General features: G+C 69.0%; 20 protein-coding genes. 9 read left to right on the forward strand and 11 right to left on the reverse strand.

Going from position 1 to position 18,192, the window contains the following annotated elements:
* Positions 1 to 112: 112 nt before the first annotated feature.
* Positions 113 to 610, forward strand: coding sequence for a DUF1801 domain-containing protein (locus CX1_RS04630; RefSeq protein ID WP_046650267.1), 498 nt, complete (start codon positions 113 to 115; stop codon positions 608 to 610).
* A 37-nt stretch (positions 611 to 647) separates the two neighbouring features.
* Here CX1_RS04630 and CX1_RS04635 read toward each other — a convergent pair whose 3' ends face one another.
* On the reverse strand, positions 648 to 1,028 hold the full coding sequence (locus CX1_RS04635) for a MerR family transcriptional regulator (protein ID WP_046650308.1): 381 nt from the start codon (positions 1,026 to 1,028) through the stop codon (positions 648 to 650).
* 280 nt (positions 1,029 to 1,308) lie between these two features.
* Here CX1_RS04635 and CX1_RS04640 point away from each other — a divergent pair, with 280 nt between their 5' ends.
* Positions 1,309 to 2,883 (forward strand): SulP family inorganic anion transporter, encoded by a 1,575-nt coding sequence (locus tag CX1_RS04640; RefSeq protein WP_060925333.1) that lies wholly within the window; start codon positions 1,309 to 1,311, stop codon positions 2,881 to 2,883.
* Here the strand turns inward: CX1_RS04640 and CX1_RS04645 are convergent.
* Positions 2,880 to 3,419, reverse strand: coding sequence for an HD domain-containing protein (locus tag CX1_RS04645; RefSeq protein ID WP_060925334.1), 540 nt, complete (start codon positions 3,417 to 3,419; stop codon positions 2,880 to 2,882). The genes CX1_RS04640 and CX1_RS04645 overlap by 4 nt on opposite strands.
* 84 nt (positions 3,420 to 3,503) lie before the next feature.
* On the opposite strand from CX1_RS04645, the gene CX1_RS04650 reads away from it, so the two are divergent.
* The 5 genes from CX1_RS04650 to CX1_RS04670 all read left to right on the forward strand — a co-directional run bounded on the left by CX1_RS04650 (position 3,504) and on the right by CX1_RS04670 (position 8,926).
* Positions 3,504 to 4,556 (forward strand): bile acid:sodium symporter family protein, encoded by a 1,053-nt coding sequence (locus tag CX1_RS04650; protein WP_060925335.1) that lies wholly within the window; start codon positions 3,504 to 3,506, stop codon positions 4,554 to 4,556.
* A gap of 65 nt (positions 4,557 to 4,621) precedes the next feature.
* Positions 4,622 to 5,410: a DsbA family oxidoreductase gene (locus CX1_RS04655; RefSeq protein ID WP_046650268.1), complete on the forward strand. Its 789-nt coding sequence runs from the start codon at positions 4,622 to 4,624 to the stop codon at positions 5,408 to 5,410.
* Positions 5,411 to 5,545: 135 nt separating this feature from the next.
* The gene (locus CX1_RS04660) at positions 5,546 to 6,841 is read left to right on the forward strand and encodes a Fic family protein (RefSeq protein WP_211255208.1); all 1,296 of its coding nucleotides are present in this window, start codon (positions 5,546 to 5,548) and stop codon (positions 6,839 to 6,841) included.
* A 203-nt stretch (positions 6,842 to 7,044) separates the two neighbouring features.
* Positions 7,045 to 7,617 (forward strand): DUF6230 family protein, encoded by a 573-nt coding sequence (locus tag CX1_RS04665; RefSeq protein WP_046650309.1) that lies wholly within the window; start codon positions 7,045 to 7,047, stop codon positions 7,615 to 7,617.
* A complete protein-coding gene (locus CX1_RS04670; RefSeq protein WP_146780615.1) occupies positions 7,607 to 8,926 on the forward strand; it encodes a DUF6114 domain-containing protein in 1,320 nt (439 codons plus the stop codon). The genes CX1_RS04665 and CX1_RS04670 overlap by 11 nt, the downstream gene beginning before the upstream one ends.
* Before the next feature lie 4 nt (positions 8,927 to 8,930).
* Here the strand turns inward: CX1_RS04670 and CX1_RS04675 are convergent, their stop codons facing one another.
* The 4 genes from CX1_RS04675 to CX1_RS04690 all read right to left on the reverse strand — a co-directional run bounded on the left by CX1_RS04675 (position 8,931) and on the right by CX1_RS04690 (position 12,091).
* Positions 8,931 to 9,641: a TetR/AcrR family transcriptional regulator gene (locus CX1_RS04675; RefSeq protein WP_060925337.1), complete on the reverse strand. Its 711-nt coding sequence runs from the start codon at positions 9,639 to 9,641 to the stop codon at positions 8,931 to 8,933.
* A gap of 37 nt (positions 9,642 to 9,678) precedes the next feature.
* Entirely contained in the window at positions 9,679 to 10,635 is a 957-nt protein-coding gene (locus tag CX1_RS04680) for an FAD-dependent oxidoreductase (RefSeq protein WP_060925338.1), read from the reverse strand.
* Positions 10,636 to 10,809: a rubredoxin gene (locus CX1_RS04685; protein WP_046650273.1), complete on the reverse strand. Its 174-nt coding sequence runs from the start codon at positions 10,807 to 10,809 to the stop codon at positions 10,636 to 10,638.
* A 67-nt stretch (positions 10,810 to 10,876) separates the two neighbouring features.
* Entirely contained in the window at positions 10,877 to 12,091 is a 1,215-nt protein-coding gene (locus tag CX1_RS04690) for an alkane 1-monooxygenase (protein WP_060925339.1), read from the reverse strand.
* A gap of 389 nt (positions 12,092 to 12,480) precedes the next feature.
* Here CX1_RS04690 and CX1_RS04695 point away from each other — a divergent pair, with 389 nt between their 5' ends.
* The gene (locus CX1_RS04695; RefSeq protein ID WP_046650275.1) at positions 12,481 to 13,521 is read left to right on the forward strand and encodes an LLM class flavin-dependent oxidoreductase; all 1,041 of its coding nucleotides are present in this window, start codon (positions 12,481 to 12,483) and stop codon (positions 13,519 to 13,521) included.
* Here the strand turns inward: CX1_RS04695 and CX1_RS04700 are convergent.
* Complete coding sequence (locus CX1_RS04700; RefSeq protein WP_046650276.1) at positions 13,518 to 13,997, reverse strand: DUF1877 family protein; 480 nt, start codon at positions 13,995 to 13,997, stop codon at positions 13,518 to 13,520. The two genes, CX1_RS04695 and CX1_RS04700, sit on opposite strands and share 4 nt — an antisense overlap.
* Before the next feature lie 87 nt (positions 13,998 to 14,084).
* Positions 14,085 to 14,957, reverse strand: a complete 873-nt coding sequence (locus tag CX1_RS04705) for a hypothetical protein (RefSeq protein ID WP_146780613.1) — start codon at positions 14,955 to 14,957, stop codon at positions 14,085 to 14,087.
* A gap of 212 nt (positions 14,958 to 15,169) precedes the next feature.
* Here CX1_RS04705 and CX1_RS04710 point away from each other — a divergent pair, with 212 nt between their 5' ends.
* Positions 15,170 to 15,838, forward strand: coding sequence for a hypothetical protein (locus tag CX1_RS04710; RefSeq protein ID WP_146780611.1), 669 nt, complete (start codon positions 15,170 to 15,172; stop codon positions 15,836 to 15,838).
* Between the two features lie 39 nt (positions 15,839 to 15,877).
* On the opposite strand, the gene CX1_RS04715 is transcribed toward CX1_RS04710, so the two are convergent.
* From CX1_RS04715 to CX1_RS04725, 3 genes are all read right to left on the reverse strand, one after another.
* Positions 15,878 to 16,597, reverse strand: coding sequence for a hypothetical protein (locus tag CX1_RS04715; protein WP_046650277.1), 720 nt, complete (start codon positions 16,595 to 16,597; stop codon positions 15,878 to 15,880).
* A 44-nt stretch (positions 16,598 to 16,641) separates the two neighbouring features.
* Positions 16,642 to 16,893 carry a helix-turn-helix transcriptional regulator gene (locus tag CX1_RS04720; protein WP_052753164.1) on the reverse strand — a complete coding sequence of 84 codons (252 nt, stop codon included), beginning with the start codon at positions 16,891 to 16,893 and terminating at the stop codon, positions 16,642 to 16,644.
* A 328-nt stretch (positions 16,894 to 17,221) separates the two neighbouring features.
* Positions 17,222 to 18,184 (reverse strand): patatin-like phospholipase family protein, encoded by a 963-nt coding sequence (locus CX1_RS04725; protein ID WP_082719105.1) that lies wholly within the window; start codon positions 18,182 to 18,184, stop codon positions 17,222 to 17,224.
* Positions 18,185 to 18,192 lie beyond the last annotated feature (8 nt).

Raw genomic sequence — 18,192 nt, forward strand, 5'->3', positions numbered from 1 at the left:
CCTTACGTCGCAACCGACAGCCGGCTCGGGTTTTCTGGGAGCCCGGTCGCGTTCGGTCGAGTTCGGCCGAGCCTGTCCGGGCCCGGCCCGACTTTCCCGGCACAATGGGCCCATGCAATCCGATGCCGCCACCGTCGACCAGTACCTCGCCGAGCTCGACGACGATCGCCGCGAGGTCATGACCGCCCTCGTCGACACCATCGACGCCCACCTGCCCGCGGGCTTCGACAAGGCCATGTACTCCGGCATGCCGAACTGGGTCGTCCCGCTGGCCACGTACCCGGACGGCTACCACTGCACCCCGGATACGCCGCTGCCGTTCCTGGCGATTGCGAGCCAGAAGCGCCACATCTCGATCTACCACATGGCCGTCTACGCCGATCCCGAGCTGCTCGACTGGTTCGTCGCCGAGTACGAGGCCCTGGGCACCGGCCGCAAACTCGACATGGGCAAGTCGTGCATCCGCTTCCGCAAGCCCGAGCACGTGCCCGTCGAGCTCATCGGCCGCCTGGCCGAAAAGGTCACGTCCGAGCAATGGATCGCGTTCTACGAAAAGTCCCGCGCGCAGGGCCGCCCGGGCACCGGGGTCCGGGGGCCGCGGAAGAAGTAGGGCCTGCGGGTCGGCCGGTGCTTGCGGCTGGTTCGCTTTACGACGGGCCGGCCGTGCCCGAGGCCGCCACCGCATCGACGATGTCGGCGAACTCCTCGGCATAGGCCAGATGCTTGCGCAGTTTGCGCAGGCGTTCGGCCGTTTCCACGCGGATCGACTCGACGACGTCGGTAGCCTCGGCGTCGCGGGGGTCGTCGTGAAGCCGATCGACGGCGCGGGCGAACTCGCGCATCCGATCCAGCGGGAACCCGAGGGGCTTCATGCGGCGGATGGTCAGCAGGCGTTCGACGTCGGCCTCCGTGTACAGGCGGAAACCGCCGGGGGAGTGGGCCGACGGGCTGGCCAGGCCGAGCTCGTCGTAGTGGCGGAGGCTGCGGATCGACAATGAGGTGCGCTCGGCGACCTCACCGATCTTCATCAGCGGCGTGGCGTCCGTGAAGGCGCCTTCGCGGCCACTTTCGACGTTGCTGTCAACGTCGCTGCCGGTGCCGCCTTCGGTACCGCCATCCGTGCCGGTCATGTGCTCCTCCTTCCGCCGCGTTTGAATCGTGATCCAGGCTTTCGCCCCGATGCTACCCAGGGCGCCGCTCCCGATTGGTCGCGGGCGAACTCTACCGCTACGGTAGGTTCGATTCTCACGTAGGGGGAGGGTTGGCTGCGGCGGATCGTCCCCATTGTCTCGATCCGGAAGGCCGTCAATGACGAACAGCGCCGATGGAGTCGCCCAGGGCGGCGTCGTCAAGCAGAACAACCCGCAGCCGAACGCCGAGCCGGACGCGCCCGTCGGGGTGATCGACTCGTTCAAGTTCGCGTTCTCCTCGCCGACGCGGCTGCGCAAGGAGGTCTTCGGCGGCCTCGTCGTCGCGCTGGCGCTGATCCCGGAGGCGATCTCGTTTTCCATCGTCGCCGGCGTCGATCCGCGGCTGGGTCTGTTCGCGTCCTTCGCGGTTGCGGTGACCATCGCGTTCACCGGCGGTCGGCCGGCCATGATTTCCGGCGCGGCCGGTTCGATCGCGCTGGTCATCGTGCCGCTCGTGCGCGACCACGGCGTCGACTACCTCATCGCCACCGTGCTGCTGGCCGGCGCCCTGCAGATCATCATGGCGCTGCTGGGCGTGGCCAAACTGATGCGGTTCATCCCCCGGCAGGTGATGGTCGGCTTCGTCAACGCGCTGGCCATCCTCATCTTCACCGCGCAGCTGCCGCACCTCATCGGCGTGCCGTGGCTGGTCTACCCGCTGGTCGCGGCGGGCATCCTCATCATGGTGTTCTTCCCGCGCGTCACCACCGTCGTGCCGGCGCCGCTGATCGCGATCCTGGTCATCTCCATCGTGGTCGTCGCCGCCGGCTGGAAGGTCCCCAACGTCGGAGACCAGGGGGAACTGCCCGAATCGTGGCCCGAGCTGCTCATCCCGAACGTGCCGTGGACTCTGGAAACGCTGCAGATCATCGCGCCCTACGCCTTCGCTGTCGCGCTGGTCGGGCTCATGGAATCGCTGCTGACCGCCAAGCTCGTCGACGACATCACCGAAGTCCATTCCGACAAGACCCGCGAGTCGTGGGGCCAGGGCGCGGCGAACCTCGTCGGCGGCCTGTTCGGCGGCATGGGCGGCTGCGCGATGATCGGCCAGACGATGATCGGCGTTCGCGAGGCCGGGGCCCGCACCCGCCTGTCCACGCTGCTCGCCGGCATCTTCCTGCTCATCCTGGTCGTCTCGCTCGGCGACATCGTCGGCCTGATCCCCATGGCCGCGCTGGTCGCCGTGATGGTCATGGTCTCCGTCGGCACCATGGACTGGCACTCGGTCAATCCGCGCACGCTGCGGGTCATGCCGCTGAGCGAGACCATCGTCATGGCGGTCACCGTCGCGGCGACCGTCATCACGCACAACCTGGCCATCGGCGTCATCCTCGGCGTGGTCGCGGCGATGATCATGTTCGCCCGCCGCGTCGCGCACATGGTCGGCATCGAGAAGGTCGCCGAGTCCGACGTCGACGGCGACGGCACGGTCGACGTCCGCCGCTACCGCATCCGCGGCCAGCTGTTCTTCGCCTCCAGCAACGACCTGGTCTACCAGTTCGACTACTCCGGCGACCCCGACCACGTCATCCTCGATCTCACCGAGGCCGACTTGTGGGACTCGTCGACCGTGGCGACCCTCGACGCCATCCGCACCAAGTACGAGGCCAAGGGCAAGGAGCTCAGCGTCATCGGCCTCGACGGCCAGAGCCTCGACCGCCTCGAGCGGCTGTCCGGGAAGCTGGGGGACTAGGGGCTTTCGGGTCGGTCGCTCTCCGGGCCTTCGTCGCGGCCCCCGCCTTCGCCCTTCGCCCGCTCCAGCCTCTCCAACGCTTTTTCGTAGCGCGCCCGCAGCTTCTCCACGCGGGCTCGGTCGTCGTCCGTGCCGGTCGGCAGGTTGTGCAGGCTGCCGTGGTTGTCGCGCACGTCCGCGAGTTTGATCGCCCGCGACTGCCCGTCGGCCGCCGCGCGCTCGACGAAGTCCGGGTAGCTTTCGCCGGCCCGGCGGGTGACGGTTTCGACATGCTTGACGACGTCTCGAGCAACCCCGTTGCGTGCCACGGCCCAGAACTCGGGATGGTCCTCGGCGACGTCGTGAAGCAACGCCGCCGCAACCAGCTGCGGCGCGCCACCTGCCGCCTCGACGATCTCCGCGACGCGTTCGACGTGGCGCAGATACGGCTCGTCCGCACCGCCGGGGCCGGGGCGGACGTCGTCGCGGTGGGCCTCGGCCGCCAGCGCGTGGGCCCGGCGGATCGTGGCATCGGTATGGGCGGCGAAGTCGGTCATGGCGCCACGATATGCGAGGGGAGAGGGAGTCGGCACGACCAGGGCGTTTCATCGGATGGGAACACGATCCCATATGGTGAACACATGACGATGATCAATCAGAACCCCCCACATGATCCGTCGGGTGCCACCGGGACCGCCCACGTGGACAATGCGGCCGAGGAGCGCTCCGCCGCCATTGCGGTCGTCGCGTTCCCGGCGTTCATCCTCATCGGCGCGATCATCGCGTTCTTCGTCCCGGAGCCCTTCGTCCCCATCGGCGACTACATCACCTACGCCCTGATGGTGATCATGTTTTGCATGGGCCTGACGCTGACGATCCCGGATCTCAAGCTCGTCGCCCGCCGCCCGTGGCCCATCGCCATCGGCGTGATCGCGCAGTTCGTGATCATGCCGCTGACCGCCGTGGCCGTGTCGAAGATGCTGGGCCTCAACCCGATGCTGGCCATCGGCCTGCTCATGCTCGGCTCGGTTCCCGGCGGCACGGCCTCCAACGTCGTGGCGTACCTGGCCAAGGGCGACGTGGCGCTGTCGGTGGCCATGACGTCGGTGTCGACGTTGCTGTCGCCCATCGTCACGCCGATCATCATGCTGCTGCTGGCCGGCCAGGAAACGCCGGTCGACGGCGGTGGCATCGCCTGGACGCTGGCGCAGACCGTGCTGATCCCCGTCGTCGGCGGTCTGATCATCCGAGTGGCCTTCGACAAGTTCGTGGACAAGCTGCTGCCGATCCTGCCGTGGCTGTCGATCCTCGGCATCGGCGCCGTGGTGTTCCCCGCCGTGGCGAAGTCCGCCGAGACGCTCAAGACCGTTGGCCTGCTGGTCATCGGCGCCGTGATCCTGCACAACCTGTTCGGCTACATCTTCGGCTACCTCGCCGCGCGCGTGTTCAAGCTGCCGCCGGAGGCGTGCCGCACCACCGCCATCGAGGTCGCCACCCAGTCCGCCGGCCTGGCCTCGGGCATGTCCGGCAAGTTCTTCTCGGCCGAAGCCGCCATCCCGGGCGCCGTCGCCGCCGTGTGGCACAACATCGCCGGCGCGATCTTCGCCGCCGTCGCCCGCAAGTCCGCCGAGCGCACGGCGCGCGCCGAGGCGCAGTCCGAGGTGGGCACCGAGGCGGGTAACCCTGCCCGGTAGGACGCGTAAGGCAGCGACATCCGGCCGACGGGAATGCCCCGCAGCCGGGCGCCGTTGCACCTGTCATGCGCATTGACATCTGGTCCGACGTCGTCTGCCCGTTCTGCTGGATAGGCAAGCGGCACCTGGAAGAAGCCCTGAAGGAGTTCCGTGCCGAGCACGCGGACGCCGAAGTGGAGATCCTGTGGCGGGCGTTCCAGCTCGACCCGAACGCCGACGCGTCGTCGACCGAGACGATCCCCGAAATGATCGCGCGGAAGTACTCCATGCCGCTCGAGGCCGCCGTCGAGTCCCAGGATCAGATGGCCGCGAACTTCGCTTCCGTCGGCCTGGAGTTCAACTGGCGCGACGCCAAGTCCGGCAACACCTTCGACGCCCACCGCCTGGCCGCCATGGCCAGCGACCGAGGGCTCGACGACGAAGCCGACGAAGCCCTGAAGAAGGCGTACTTCACCGACGGCCGCCTGGTCTCCGATCATGGGGTGCTGCGCGAGATCGGCGAGTCCATCGGCCTGCCCGGCGACGAGGTCGCCGAGATGCTCGCCTCCGACGCCTACGCCATCGACGTGCGCCACGACATGACCATGGCCCAGGGCCTGGGCATCTCCGGCGTGCCGTTCTTCGTCTTCGACGGCAAGTTCGCCGTCAACGGCGCCCAGCCGGTCGACGTGTTCCGGCAGGCGTTGGCCACGGCGTGGGAAGAGTCCAACAAGGGCTTGACGACGATCGACGGCTCCGCGACCGGCGGAACCGGTGGCCAGGGGGCGGGCGCCGATGCCGCCGCGACCGGTGGGGCCGGGACCGATGCCGGCGCAGATGGCCCGGACTGCTCGGACGGTTCCTGCTCGGTGTAGCTCGGGGATGGCGCGGGATTCCGGGTCATGTGCCCGGTTGTTCCAGCTGCCGATCATCGATGCCTTGAGCTCCTCAAGTGCCATGAACCCGAGTTGTGATTGCACTTATGGGGGTCAAGTGTAAAATTGGCGGTCATGAGCGACGGTTGTGATCTGCATCCGTGGCCGTCGGAAGGGGACGACATGACCTGGCCGCACGTCACATTCGAAAAGCAGGACTGGGTCGTCGATCCCGGGCTGCCGGTTTCCTCGCGGGCACGCGCGAGGATCCCATCGTCGTATGACTCCGCCGTCGTTCCCGCGATATCCGAGGCGAAGTTCGAGCTGACGTCGGCATTGGCGGCCGACCTGGCCGCAGCATCGGCCGCCGTGGCGCGCTTCGACGCCGGCCCGGCGTCGGCATTGCTGCCCTTTGCCTCTTTGCTCCTGCGAAGCGAGTCGTCCGCGTCGTCCCGGATCGAACGTCTCACCGCCTCGGCGAGGGCGCTCGTGGAGGCGGAGTTCTTCGCTACTTCCGGGTCCGAGGGGGATGTCTCGGGCCCATCTGCACGCGGTGCTTCGGGGTCGCGCATCAAGGGCAACGCTCCGCTGATCGTGGCGAATGCGAAGTTGATGTCCGCTGCGGCGCGCGTCGGATCGGAACTCGGCGTCGACGGGCTGCTCGGCATGCATGAGGTTCTGCTCGGCCCCTCGGCACCGGACATCGCGGGCAAGTGGCGGGAGGGCGCCGTGTGGATCGGCGGTGATGACCTGAGCCCTGCGGGTGCGCTGTTCGTTCCGCCGAAGGTCGAAGACGTACCCGCGCTCGTGGACGATTTGATGGGCTTCTTGGGCCGCAGCGACCTTCCGGCCGTCGCGAAAGCCGCGATCGCCCACGCACAGTTCGAGACGATTCACCCGTTCGCGGATGGCAACGGCCGGACGGGCCGCGCGCTCGTCCACGTCGTGTTGGCGCAATCCGGTTTGTGCTCGAACGCGGTGCTGCCGCTGTCGGCGAGATTGCTGCAAGACACGGCGGGTTACTTCCACACGCTGGATGCGTACCGCCGAGGGCATCCGGAACCGATAGTCGAGCTATTCGCCCGCGCCGCGGTCGAAGCCGCCGGGTTGGGCACGTGGGCGGCAGGGGAACTGGCGTCGATCCGGGAGGACTGGCGCGCGCTTGTGACGGGACGTGCCGGTACACCCGACGGCGCATTGGTGGACGCGTTATTGGCGCAGCCCGTCATGGACGTCGCTTTCGCCGCCGATGCGGCGGGGTGCTCCGTGACGGCTGCGAGGCGTTCTCTGGAACGGCTCGAAAAATCCGGCATCGTCATCGGGTACCAGGCCGGGAAACGGCGCCGTGCCTGGCGGGCACCGGACGTGCTCGATCTCATGGACCGTGTCGCAACCGGCCTGGGGCGCCGGAACCGCGCACCGGGCGGGTGACCGTCCCAGGTCCGGCACAGTGCACCGGCGGCTGTCGGAGAGGGATGCAATTACCTGGCTGTCCCGGGAGCCCGCCCGCCATTTTCGCGAACCCCGCCCCTGCACGCTGCTGCACTTATATAGTCCCCGGAAAGGAAAAGGGCGCGGACGACGGGATTTTGGCCCCGGTCCGCGCCGGCGACCGGGAAGAAGGCGACGTACGCATGGGGCACGTGAAGAAGGCCAGGTTCATCGGCATCCTCGCAGGCGGATTTCTCGTCGCCGGCGGCACGGGCGTGGCCATGGCCCAGGGCGGCATCTCCGCCAACCTCGCACTGTCCGGCACGGTGATGACGCTCACCGTCGACGAGCTCGTCGGCGATTCCTCCAGTCTCTTCGTCGGCGCCGAGAAGGTCGGCGACGGCGAGTCCGGCGTTTCCAAGCTGCGCTTCGGCGACGCCACCGGCACCGACGTCTGCCTGTCGGCGCCGTTGGGCAACGTTCCGGGCGTCGGGGAAGCCACGTTCAAGCTCCTGGTCCCCGGCCAGAACTTCGGCGCCGAGAATCTGCTGGTCGGCGCCAAGGACATCAACGGCGCCCTGACCATGTACAACCCCCAGATCGGCATCGACGCCAATCAGGTCGACGAACGGGCGCCCGGCGGCAGCTGGGGCCTGGCCGCGACGCGGATGGTGGTCCAGCAACAGGTGCTCCAGGTGACGTCGGTCGCGGCGGATTCGCTGACGATCGCCGGGGCGAAGATCAACGTCGTGACCGGGGATGACGGTGGCTGCTGACCCGAAGTCCGACAAAGCTGTTGACGCCGACAAGATCGATAACGCCAACAGCGCCGACAACGCCCACGACACCGCCGGCGACCGCCGCGGCCGGTCCCTCAACCGGTGGCGCAAGCAGCGCCCGTTCGGCGCGGGGCTGAGCATGATCCTCGGCGGCGCGGTGATCCTCACGCCCGCCTACCTGACCTTCGACGTCCAGGGACTGCTGATCAGCATCTCGTCGCTGTCGGGCGTATCGACGCTGCTCATCGGCGTGCTGCTCATCGTGTGCGGCCTGCTGACGTGGCGCGGCGGTGACACGCGGATCCTCACCGGCGTCACGTCGCTGATCCTCGCCATCGTCGCGTTGCCGACGTCGAACTTCGGCGGCTTCATCCTCGGCACCGTGCTGGCGCTGGTCGGCGGCGCGCTCGCGCTGTCGTGGAGCCCGGACGAGAAACCGGTCGCAAACGGCCCCGGCACCCCCGGCGGCTCCGAAGTCGCCGAACCGGGTTCGGGCACCGGGCGCGCGGAAGGGAAGGGCCCCTCCGCCGCTGGCTCAAGCGCCGCGGCACTGATCATCGCACTCGCCATGGTCGGTGCCATTGCCGCGCCGCCGATGTTCGCCCCGCCGGTCGCCTCGGCCGCCCCCGCCCCGTGGCCGATTCCCGCGTTGCCCGTCCCGTGGGCCCCGCAGGAGCAGGCGCCGCCGGCGATCGCGCCCCCTGCCATGTCACCGTTGCCCGATACCGGCACCATCCCGTCGCCAAGCGAATTGTTGCCGGGACTGCCCGGGACCGGAAACGAGCCTGACGACGCCGCCGGTGGTTTCGGCCTCGGCGATCCGCCGGAGTCGCTGCCGGGGGAGCTGAACGTGTCCGACACGATGGAGATCATCACCGCCGACTCGGTGCGGTTGCTGGGCAACGTGCGGCTGTCCGAAACCGCCGTGACCATCCCGTCCGGCGAGGTCGTGCAGGCGATCCGCCTCGACGCGGACCGGGTGGAGCTGGACAACCTCGGCCTGCAGGCCGAAGGCGTCGACGTCGGGTTGTCCACGGCCCCCGGCACCATGTCCACCCTGACCGGCAATTTCCACATCATCGTCCGCTCCCTGACGGTCACGCCCGCGGCGAGCGCCGGCGAGCTGATCCCCATCACGATCGACGCCCGGTGGATCGACGACGCCGTGCTGGAATCGCTGGCGTCGCACTCGCTGGGGCTGCCCGACCAGATCACCGACGAGCTGATCCTGCGCGACGTCAGCCTGGAGAGCTTCATGGTCCGCTCCGACCGCCTGCAGCTGCCGACGTCGGCGCGGATCGGATGACCGTCTAGAGAGCCCGGCGCCCGTCCTCGAGGACGCGGATGACCTCGTCGAGGAACGCATCCTCGCCGGTGGCGGCGAAGGCACCGGCGATGGCGGGCAGCAACGCGGCCATGCGCTCGGCGACGGCGTCGACGGGCGCCGCCGAGGCCTTGTCGGCGGCGCGGGCCTGCATCCAGTCGCGGACCTGGTGCTCGGCGGCGGCCACCCACGTGCGCAGCGCCTCGCGGCCCAGCGGCGTTTCCTCGATGGGCCGGACCCGGCGGGCGATTTCGGCGGCGACCGCATCGCGCATGCCCTCGGCGATCGTCCCCCGGCCGTGGCTGTCCAGCAGCGCCAGCACCTCCGAGCGCACCGCGTCGCAGATGCGCAGGAATTCGCGGATGCCGACCACCAGTTCCTCCCATTGGTTGTCGGAGCCGAAACCGGAGAACATCCGCTTCTGGAAGGCCGCGGCGATGCGGCCGATGATGGCCATCTTCAGGTCCTCGAGCCCGGTGAACAGCCGGTAGAACGTCGCGCGGGACACTCCGGCTTTCTTGGCGACGTCGTCGATGGTGTACTCGCTCGGCCGTCCCTCCGAATACAGAGTCGCGGCCGCGTCGAGGATGTCCTCGCGCCGCTGGCCGGCGGTCAACCGGCGCCTGCGGCCACCGCGCCCGTTCCCGCCGGCGGCGGTTCCAGGGTCGGTGGTCGCATGGTCCGGTTCGTCCTTCACACCCGCCAGGGTAGTGGGGGCGTGCAACGTCACGGCGTCAGCGGTCCCAGGGGTGCCCGACCGCCGCGGCGATTCCCCGCGGGTTCGGGCGCTTGGCGACGGCCACCGCACCGATGACCAGCCCATCGCGGACGACGACGGACTCGAATTCCTCCGCCTCGGAGACGACCACGATGTGCTCGGCCCCGGCGCCCGGTTCGGTCCCGGTGCCGACGACCTCGCCGATAGTGGTCACGCGCAGCCCGGCCTGGACGCTCCACCGCCGGGCGGGCGCCGGTGCGTGCGCGTCGGGCGCTTCCGTCTCTCCGGCGTCGACCAGCACGCCGGTGGCCCCGCGGATGCCGGAGGCCCGGGCCGACGCGAGATCCTCGTCGCGGTGCAGGCAGTCGCCGACGCGCAGCGCCGCGCAGTCGCCGGCGGCGTAGATGCCGGTCCGGGACGTCCTGCCAAGTTCATCGACCACCACGCCGTCGGCGACCTCGAGGCCCAGCTGCTCGGCCAGCTCCGTGTCGGGGCGGATGCCGATGGCGGCCACCGTGACCGCGTCACCGTCCAGCTGCGGTTCCGCACCGAGGGCGAAGTCCACGCCGCGGCGTTCGTGCACGCCGCGCAGCCAGGCCGCGGCGCCGTCGGGAAGCATGCGGGACATGATCTCCGGCGCGACGTCGTGGACGCGGACCCGCTGGCCGGCATCGGTCAGCGACCCGGCCGCCTCCATCCCGAGCACCCCGGCGCCGACGACGTCCACGCCGCGGCCCCCGCCGCCGAGCGTCTCCCGCAGCCGCGACGCGTCGTCGGCGGTGCGCAGGACGTGGGCGTCGGCAAGCGACGGGACGGTTCGGGGGATCGCACCGGTGGCCAGGATGATCGGGCCGGACAGTTCCTCGCCGGTGGCTGCGCGGGTCAGGTGGCCCCGCGTGACGACGATCCGGTCCCCGAGATGCAGCGTCACCCCGTCGGGCACGGTGCCGACGACGTGGGCGTGGCCGGGCACTCAGGCCACCTCGGCCATGTCGAAGTCGGCCTTGGCGGCGCCGCAGTCGGGGCAGGACCAGTCATCGGGGATGTCGTCCCAGCGGGTGCCGGGGGCGAAACCCTCCTCGGGCCAGCCCGCGGCCTCGTCGTAGATGAAGCCGCACTGCAGGCATTCGTAGACCTTGTAGTCCATGGTCGGTTCCTTCGGGGTCGGTCGGGTTCGGTCGGGGCGGTTGGGGGAGCGGAGGTGGCGGGGGCGCTTACGCCGCCCGCGCCGCGATCGCCTTCTTCAGCTGCGGCAGCTTCGAGGGGCGGACGTTGATGCGCTCCAGGTCACCTTCGGCCTGGGCGATGACGCGGTCGTCCATGACCGCGCGCCAAAACGGCGGGATCATGGCGACGGCGATCATCGCGGCGTAACCGGACGGCAGATTGCCGGCCTCGTCGAAGGAGCGCAGCGTCTGGTAACGGCGGGTCGGGTTGGCGTGGTGGTCGGAGTGGCGCTGCAGGTGGTACAGGAACACGTTCGTGACGATGTGGTCCGCGTTCCACGAGTGGCGCGGCTGGCAGCGCTCGTAGCGGCCATTGTCGAGCTTCTTGCGCAGCAGGCCGTAGTGCTCGATGTAGTTGACCGACTCCAGGTAGAGGATGCCGGTCGCACCCTGGAGGATGAGGTACGGCAGCACGATCCAGCCGAACGCCGCGGTCAGCGCCGCGTAGAGGACCAGCGACATCGCCCAGGCGTTGAGGACGTCATTGTCCGGGTGCCAGAAGCCGCGCTTCTTGCGGGCGGCGCGCTTCTTCTCCAGCTCGATGGAGTGGACCAGGCTGCCCCAGAAGCTGCGGAAGACGAACAGGTAGATCGGCTCGCCCCAGCGCGCCGACGCCGGATCCTCGGGCGTGGCGACGCGGACGTGGTGGCCGCGGTTGTGCTCGACGTAGAAGTGGCCGTACCAGGTCGGGGCGAGGGTGATCTTCGACAGCCAGCGTTCCAGCTGGTCCTTCTTGTGCCCCAGTTCATGGGCGGTGTTGATGCCGATGCCGGAGGCGACGCCGGCGGTCATGGCCAGTCCGAAGGAGTCGAAGACGCTCAGGTCGCCGCGGCCCCACAGGTAGGCGGCCGCGATGAGCGAACCGTACTGCAGCGGAATGTAGGCGTACAGGGTCCACTGGTAGTACTTGTCGGCTTCGAGGCTGGCCATGACCTCGTCCGGAGGGTTCGAACCGTCGTTGCCGATGAAGTAGTCCAGCAGCGGGATGACGATGAAGACGACGATCGGCCCGCCCCACCAGACCCAATCGATGGCCCAGCCGCTGAACCAGATTCCCAGCAGCGAATGCAGGCCCCACGCGAGGAGCACGGCCGCGGCGGGGATGAGCCCGAGCAGCCACAGGTAGCGCTTCGGGTCGGTCCACGAGTACGGGTCGACGATCGCCTCAGCATCGGGTTCGGCCGCGACGCGGCGCAGGCCCATCGCCTCGGCGCGGGCCCGCCGGCGGCGGACGACATCTGGATTGGTTGTCATGGTTCCTCTCCTGCCTTCAGTGGTGCCGGCATCAAGCGGTGCCGGCGAGCATCCGGTCGGATCCCGGCACTGCCCGCTTATGAGACTCCGTGTCTCATAGCGACATGATGTGTGCTTTGGATCACAAAGTCAACGGATTTTGCGGAATCCGCGAAAAAACGGCGCTAGCGCTGAAAATGCAGGTAGGGGCCCAATGTGTGACAATTGATGATGTGTCAACTAGGCTCGGGGCAGTCACTTTCCATGCGGCCGACGGGCCGCGGGACCGGCTCGCGGGATCGTTCCGCGGGGGTCTCCGCGCCATTGCCATCGCCGCATTCACCCCGGCAGGAGCAACCATGAACGTTTCGGACGTGAAGTTCGGGCTCAACACTTTCGGCGACGTCACCGTCGACGCCGCCGGCGCCCCGGTCCATCAGGCGCAGGTGATCCGCGATGTCATCGAGGAAGGCCGGCTCGCCGATCGCGCGGGCATCGACTACTTCGCGGTGGGGGAGCATCACCGCGCCGACTTCGCGGTTTCGGCCCCCGACGTCGTCTTGGCCGGCCTGGCCACGGTCACCGACACGATCCGTTTGGGCACGGCCGTGACCGTGCTGTCCTCGGACGATCCGATCCGGGTCTTCGAGCGCTTTTCGACGATCGACGCCATGTCCGAGGGGCGCGCGGACATCATTCTCGGCCGGGGTTCCTTCATCGAGTCGTTCCCGCTGTTCGGGTTCGACCTGGCCCAGTACGAGGAGCTGTTCTCGGAAAAACTCGACTTGTTCGCGGCGTTGCTGCCGGAGGAGCCCGTCACCTGGTCCGGCGAGCTGCGCCCGCCACTGGAAAACCAGGAGGTCTACCCGCGCACCGAAAACGGCATGACCGCGTGGGTCGCCGTCGGCGGCTCGCCGGAGTCGGTCATCCGCGCGGCCCGGTACAAGATGCCGCTGATGCTCGCGGTCATCGGCGGCAATGCACGCCGGTTCCGGCCCTTCGCGGACCTCTACCGGCAGGCCAACGAGCAGCTCGGCAACGGCGATCTGCCCATCGGGGTCCATTCCCCGGGGTTCGTCGCCGACACCGATGAGGAGGCTCGCGAGCTGCTCATGCCGCATTGGCTGGACAATCGCAACGTCATCGGCAAGGAACGCGGGTGGGGCCCGGCGGGCCCGGACGAGTTCGATTCCGAGGCCCGTCACGGCGCCCTGGCCGTCGGTTCCCCCGACACGGTGGCCCGCAAGATCGCCGACGCGATCCAGGCGCTCAGGCTGTCCCGCTTCGACCTGAAGTACTCCAACGGCCCCATGCCGCACGAGCACCTGATGCGCTGCATCGAGCTCTACGGAACCGAGGTCATCCCGCGGGTGCGCCGCATCCTCGAGCGCGAAAGCTAGGCGATGGTCACCATCACCGCGGACCCGGCGTCGGCCGCGCCCCTGTAGAACCCGGCCAGGTCGGAGAAGCGGCGCCGCAGGTCGGTGGCGTCGTCGTCGGAAAGCGATGCGGCGACGCCGTTGTCGCTCATCCTCGCGTCGAAGTCGACGGTTTCCAGCGCATCGGCGATCTCGCGGACCCGGCCCGGCTCGAGCACCGACGTCAGCGGCTGGCGGCACACGCGCTCGCCGCCGAGGATCGATTCGCCCAGCGGATCGCCGACGGCCTGCCCGTCGAGCGGGTTGCCGGTCAGCGCCAGCAGCACATTCTCCCAGGCGGTGTCCAGGTCGAACGCCGCGTGGTCGGCGATGGCCTCGAAATGCCCGAAGATCACCTCGCCCGTCGCCCGGTCATCGCCGGCGCCGGCGAGCTTCCGCAGCTCCGCGACCTCGTCGTCGCCCAGGCGCACGTACTCGGCGCACATTCCCATCGGCATCGCGTCATCCTCTCTCGTCGTCCGGATAGGCAGCCGAGTTTAGGGGACTTCGCTTTCCGACGGCCCGGCGGTGGGCGTTCTCCCGTGTCATCGGCGATTACGGCCACGCAGGGGCCAGGCAATGCCCGCCACCGAGCAGAGCGCGAGCAGTCCCGCGATCAACTCGCCCGCCGACGCACCGGCCCCCGTGTCGGCCGCGGTGGCGCGGGGCAGCTGCTTCGCCGTGGCCACCAGCTGCCCGTCGACCTCGGCGATGTTGGCGCTCGGCACGACGGTGAAGAGTTCCTCGGTCACCTCGGTGGCGGCGTCCGCGTCGCCGATGACGTTGAGCGAGATGACGAAGTCGTCGCCGTAGGACGAGCTGGCGTTCATGGAGTCGTGGATGTCCGCCCAGCCCCACTTGGTGCCGATGACCCCGGGCAGCACGGCGGTGCCGAAATCCTGCGGGTACCCGTCGGAGCCGAAGGGCGCGGAGTCGGCCATCGCGGCGAGCACGGGGTCGTCGAAGTCGCCCTTCGCCACCTTGGCGGCCAGGAAGGTCGCGACGTCGTGGGTCGTCGTCACCGACTTGCCCCATGTCCGCATGCCCGCGGTGCCCGGCAGGCCGTAGCGCTCGGCGACCTCGTCGATGGACTCGGGGAATGCCCGGTACAGGCGGGTGGTGATGCCGTCGTCGGACGTGCGGATCATCTCCGTCGCCTGCTTCTTCTGCGCGGCCGTGCCCTCGCGGAACACGTGGTCGGCGATGTAGATCTTGCAGATCGACAGGCAGGTGCGGATCTCGTCGACGTTGCCCGAATCGACGCGGTACCCGGTGGGGACGTGCACGTAGGACACCTGCACCGAGTAGTCCGCGTCGAACTCGCCGTCGTTGAGGACGGGGATCGGAGTCTTCTTCCCGGGCTCCGAAGTCTCCGACGTTCGTGCGGCCGCCCCGGGGGCGATCAAGGTAGCGGCCATCACCAGAGAAACCGCGGCAGCGACGATGCGCTTCACCGGCCACCACCCGTCAATGAAGGTCCCGACAATCAACAGGCCCACGGGCTGCGCCTGTGGACGGATCAACTTTAGACCCATGACCGGCGGAAATCGCAACGGATGGATTTCCATCGGGGTCACCCGTTCCGGTCCTCCGGCTCGGCGCCGCGGTGCCGCGGCCTTATGGTGAGTTCATGAATCGAAACTACTGTGGCGCGGATCGTTCGCGCCGTGCCGCCGTGGGCGTGCTCGCGGCGGTCACGCTGGTGCTGACCGGTTGCGGCCAGGCGGAAGACGCCCGCCAGCGGATCCTCGACGCGGTGGCCGGCGAGGGCGAGGAGCCCGTGACCGTGACGACGGTCATCTCGCACGTCGAATCGGATTCCGGTGATGTCGACGCCGGCACGCGGGCGCGCCCGCACCCGACCGTCACCTCGGAACCGGCCCGGACGCCGCGGGCGACGCCGGTCGATGATCGGGCCGATGGCCGAACCGATGATGATGCCGGTGGTTCGGCCAACCCGATGGGTTTCGCGACCAGCGCGCCCACGTCGTCGGGGACGGTGCGGGCATCGTCGCCGGCATGCGATTCCCGCGGCATCCTCATCGTGGAGTCGGTGATCGTCCATCCCGGCGATGACGCCCGACGGACCATCGGCGCTGCGTTGGACCGCAACCCGGGTGCGGAGTTCACCACCCCGGGTGCGTGCCCGTCACTGCGCGCCCACGTCGACGGCGGCGACGTCTACGCCGTCTACGTCGACTACGGCCGCGACACCGGTTCGTTGTGCGGCGCCGCCGCGAGCACCGGCGGCAACGCCCGGGTGCTGAGCAACCGCAACGAGTACCTCAGCCCCTGCTGACCCGGCCTCCGCCGATTCCCGGCCGATCCGCGTGACCTTTCACAGGTCCGCGGCCCACTGCTCGGCGAACATCTCCAGTACGCGGGCGCGGCCGATGGGCAGGTTCGTGCGCTTGCGCTCGGCGACGTCGACGACGGTGATCCGCTCGGCCAGATCATCGATTTCGTCGCGGTGCGCCGACCAGAACCGGTGGAGGAACGCCAGCGACTCGTCGGTGGGGGAGGCGAACGCCGCGTTGGCGACGTCATCGCCGGCCAGATCGCCCATGGCCTTGGCGAAGGTTCCGCCGAATCCGGGCATGCACCCGAACGCACCCATGAGCGTGCGCGAGGCGGCGGTGGCGGTGCCGTCGGCCCCGGGGACGAGGGCGTCGGAAAGTTCTCGGTGGGCCTTGAGCAGTCGCTTGCGCTTCTTCGCCTTGCCGTAGCGGTCGACGTCGAGGGCGGCGACCTTCTTCGCCCGCTCCGCCAGAACACCCGCGGCGCATTCGAAGACCACGGCATTCGAGGCCGTGAGCAGCGGCGACGCCCCCTGGATCATGCCCTGGGCCGCAAGGTAGGCGGCGAGGTGCAGACCGTTGAGTTCGCGGTGCTTGCGCTTCTCGCTGAACTTCGCGCCCGCGAAATGCAGGCGGCAGATGTCCCACGACAAGTGCCGCAGCCGCGTCGGATCGGCGTCGTCCGCGAACGGGTCGTCGGGGCCGCAGCCGCGGTAGGCGGCTACGGCGTCGGAAATGGTGCCTTCGGCGAGATCGCGCATGAATCCAGTTTACGCCTTTAACGTGGCGTTTCGCCGCCGGGGACTCAGGCGGACAGCAGCCCGCGGTCGGCCCGGCTCTGCAGGCCCGTCCAGAAGCGGGCGTCGGTGCCCAGGAAGTCGCCGAGGCAAGCGGCGATTTCGTCGTCGATGCGCACGGCATTGCCCAGCAGGCCTTCGATCAATCCGACGGACATCCCGGTCGCGGCGGCGAGGTGCGCGGCGTCGAGGCCCAGCGGGGCGAGGAAGCGGTCGCGCAGGACGGAGCCGGGGGTGGGGACGTGCGTCGGAAGCATCATGGGCGAACCAATCGGTCGGCGGGGCATGAGGGTGGTGCCTGGGGGTGACGTAACCGTCATCGCTCGTTGCGTGTGAGCTGGGTAATGCGTTTCGCAACGAAACGGTAACGAATTCGTCTCTTCGGTGTGAACCTAGTTGGGGGATCGTTGGTTGTCACGGATTAATTTTCCGCCACCCTGTTACGGGTGTGACTGGGGCGTATCGGTGTTGTGCAGTGCAGAAATCCCCGGGGGCGTCTCGCCGCGCCACCGAAAAGTCGTCCGGCCGTCGTCAAGCACGAAACGTGGGGAAAGCCGCACGCGGAACGCGACGCGCGATACGGGGCATTCAGCCTCCGAGGAACTCCCGCCACACGGGCCATTCGCGCTTGGCCTGCGCCAACCCGGTCTCGTACGCGGCGTTGAGCTTGGCCAGGTCGCGCTCGCGGTTGGACATCCGGATCTCGTCGGGGAAGAACAGCACGGCCTTGCCCTGGCGTTCGAGCTCGAAAAGCTGCTCGCGGGTGGCGTTGTAGCGCTTCGGGCGGTTGATGATCGCCTCCGCCACCGCAGGCGTGCGGCGGAACACGCGGCGCATCATCGCCGGCCGCGTCACCGGCGGCTTCACGTAGGACCGTTCGCGGCTCATGATCACCAGGAACTTGTCGTACCCGTCCTCCTGCGCGATCTGCAGCGGGATGCCGCCGGACGGGCCCAGCGCCCCGTCGACGTAGCGGACCCCGTCGATGACCGGCGGCACCATGAACCCCGGCAGCGTCGACGACGCGCGGACGTATTTCATCAGCTTGCCCAGCGAGTCGACGTCGTCGCGGCTCCAGTAGACGTTTTCGCCGGTGTCGGCGCGCACGGCCCCGATGCGCATCTCGGCCTTCGACGCCTGGAAGTGATCGAAGGGGTACGGGTCGACGCCGGCGGTGGCCATCATCGGCGATTTCTCGTAGATCCACTCGGCGTTGAAGTAGCCGCGGCCGCGGAGGAAGTTGCCCCAGCCGCCGAACTCCGGGGTGTCGGTCATGGTGGTGAACGACGCCCGGGCGCGCGCGACGCTGCCCGACAGATAATTGGCGGTCAGCGTCGCGCCGGCGGAGATGCCGCCGACCCACCCGACGTCGACGCCGTTGCGCAGCAGCACCTCGATGCACGGGGCGGTGTAGGAGTTGCGCATCCCGCCGCCTTCGAGGACGAGGGCGACGTCGGAGGCGTCGATGCGTTCGGGCGCGACGTCCTCGGTCCAGCCGCCCGCCCGGTACTCGCCGTCGGATGCCGTGATGTCGCGTGCACGTTCTCCCATGGTGGGAC

It is taken from the genome of Corynebacterium xerosis NBRC 16721 = ATCC 373, from assembly GCF_001552415.1.
Classification (GTDB): domain Bacteria; phylum Actinomycetota; class Actinomycetes; order Mycobacteriales; family Mycobacteriaceae; genus Corynebacterium; species Corynebacterium xerosis.

Excerpts from the sequence above, each read along its gene's own strand:
- CX1_RS04630 (WP_046650267.1), top strand. The coding sequence starts at position 113 with ATGCAATCCGATGCCGCCACCGTCGACCAGTACCTCGCCGAGCTCGAC.
- CX1_RS04635 (WP_046650308.1), bottom strand. The coding sequence starts at position 1,028 with ATGAAGATCGGTGAGGTCGCCGAGCGCACCTCATTGTCGATCCGCAGC.
- CX1_RS04640 (WP_060925333.1), top strand. The coding sequence starts at position 1,309 with ATGACGAACAGCGCCGATGGAGTCGCCCAGGGCGGCGTCGTCAAGCAG.
- CX1_RS04645 (WP_060925334.1), bottom strand. The coding sequence starts at position 3,419 with ATGACCGACTTCGCCGCCCATACCGATGCCACGATCCGCCGGGCCCAC.
- CX1_RS04650 (WP_060925335.1), top strand. The coding sequence starts at position 3,504 with ATGACGATGATCAATCAGAACCCCCCACATGATCCGTCGGGTGCCACC.
- CX1_RS04655 (WP_046650268.1), top strand. The coding sequence starts at position 4,622 with ATGCGCATTGACATCTGGTCCGACGTCGTCTGCCCGTTCTGCTGGATA.
- CX1_RS04660 (WP_211255208.1), top strand. The coding sequence starts at position 5,546 with ATGAGCGACGGTTGTGATCTGCATCCGTGGCCGTCGGAAGGGGACGAC.
- CX1_RS04665 (WP_046650309.1), top strand. The coding sequence starts at position 7,045 with ATGGGGCACGTGAAGAAGGCCAGGTTCATCGGCATCCTCGCAGGCGGA.
- CX1_RS04685 (WP_046650273.1), bottom strand. The coding sequence starts at position 10,809 with ATGGACTACAAGGTCTACGAATGCCTGCAGTGCGGCTTCATCTACGAC.
- CX1_RS04690 (WP_060925339.1), bottom strand. The coding sequence starts at position 12,091 with ATGGGCCTGCGCCGCGTCGCGGCCGAACCCGATGCTGAGGCGATCGTC.
- CX1_RS04695 (WP_046650275.1), top strand. The coding sequence starts at position 12,481 with ATGAACGTTTCGGACGTGAAGTTCGGGCTCAACACTTTCGGCGACGTC.
- CX1_RS04700 (WP_046650276.1), bottom strand. The coding sequence starts at position 13,997 with ATGCCGATGGGAATGTGCGCCGAGTACGTGCGCCTGGGCGACGACGAG.
- CX1_RS04705 (WP_146780613.1), bottom strand. The coding sequence starts at position 14,957 with ATGGCCGCTACCTTGATCGCCCCCGGGGCGGCCGCACGAACGTCGGAG.
- CX1_RS04710 (WP_146780611.1), top strand. The coding sequence starts at position 15,170 with ATGAATCGAAACTACTGTGGCGCGGATCGTTCGCGCCGTGCCGCCGTG.
- CX1_RS04715 (WP_046650277.1), bottom strand. The coding sequence starts at position 16,597 with ATGCGCGATCTCGCCGAAGGCACCATTTCCGACGCCGTAGCCGCCTAC.
- CX1_RS04720 (WP_052753164.1), bottom strand. The coding sequence starts at position 16,893 with ATGATGCTTCCGACGCACGTCCCCACCCCCGGCTCCGTCCTGCGCGAC.
- CX1_RS04725 (WP_082719105.1), bottom strand. The coding sequence starts at position 18,184 with ATGGGAGAACGTGCACGCGACATCACGGCATCCGACGGCGAGTACCGG.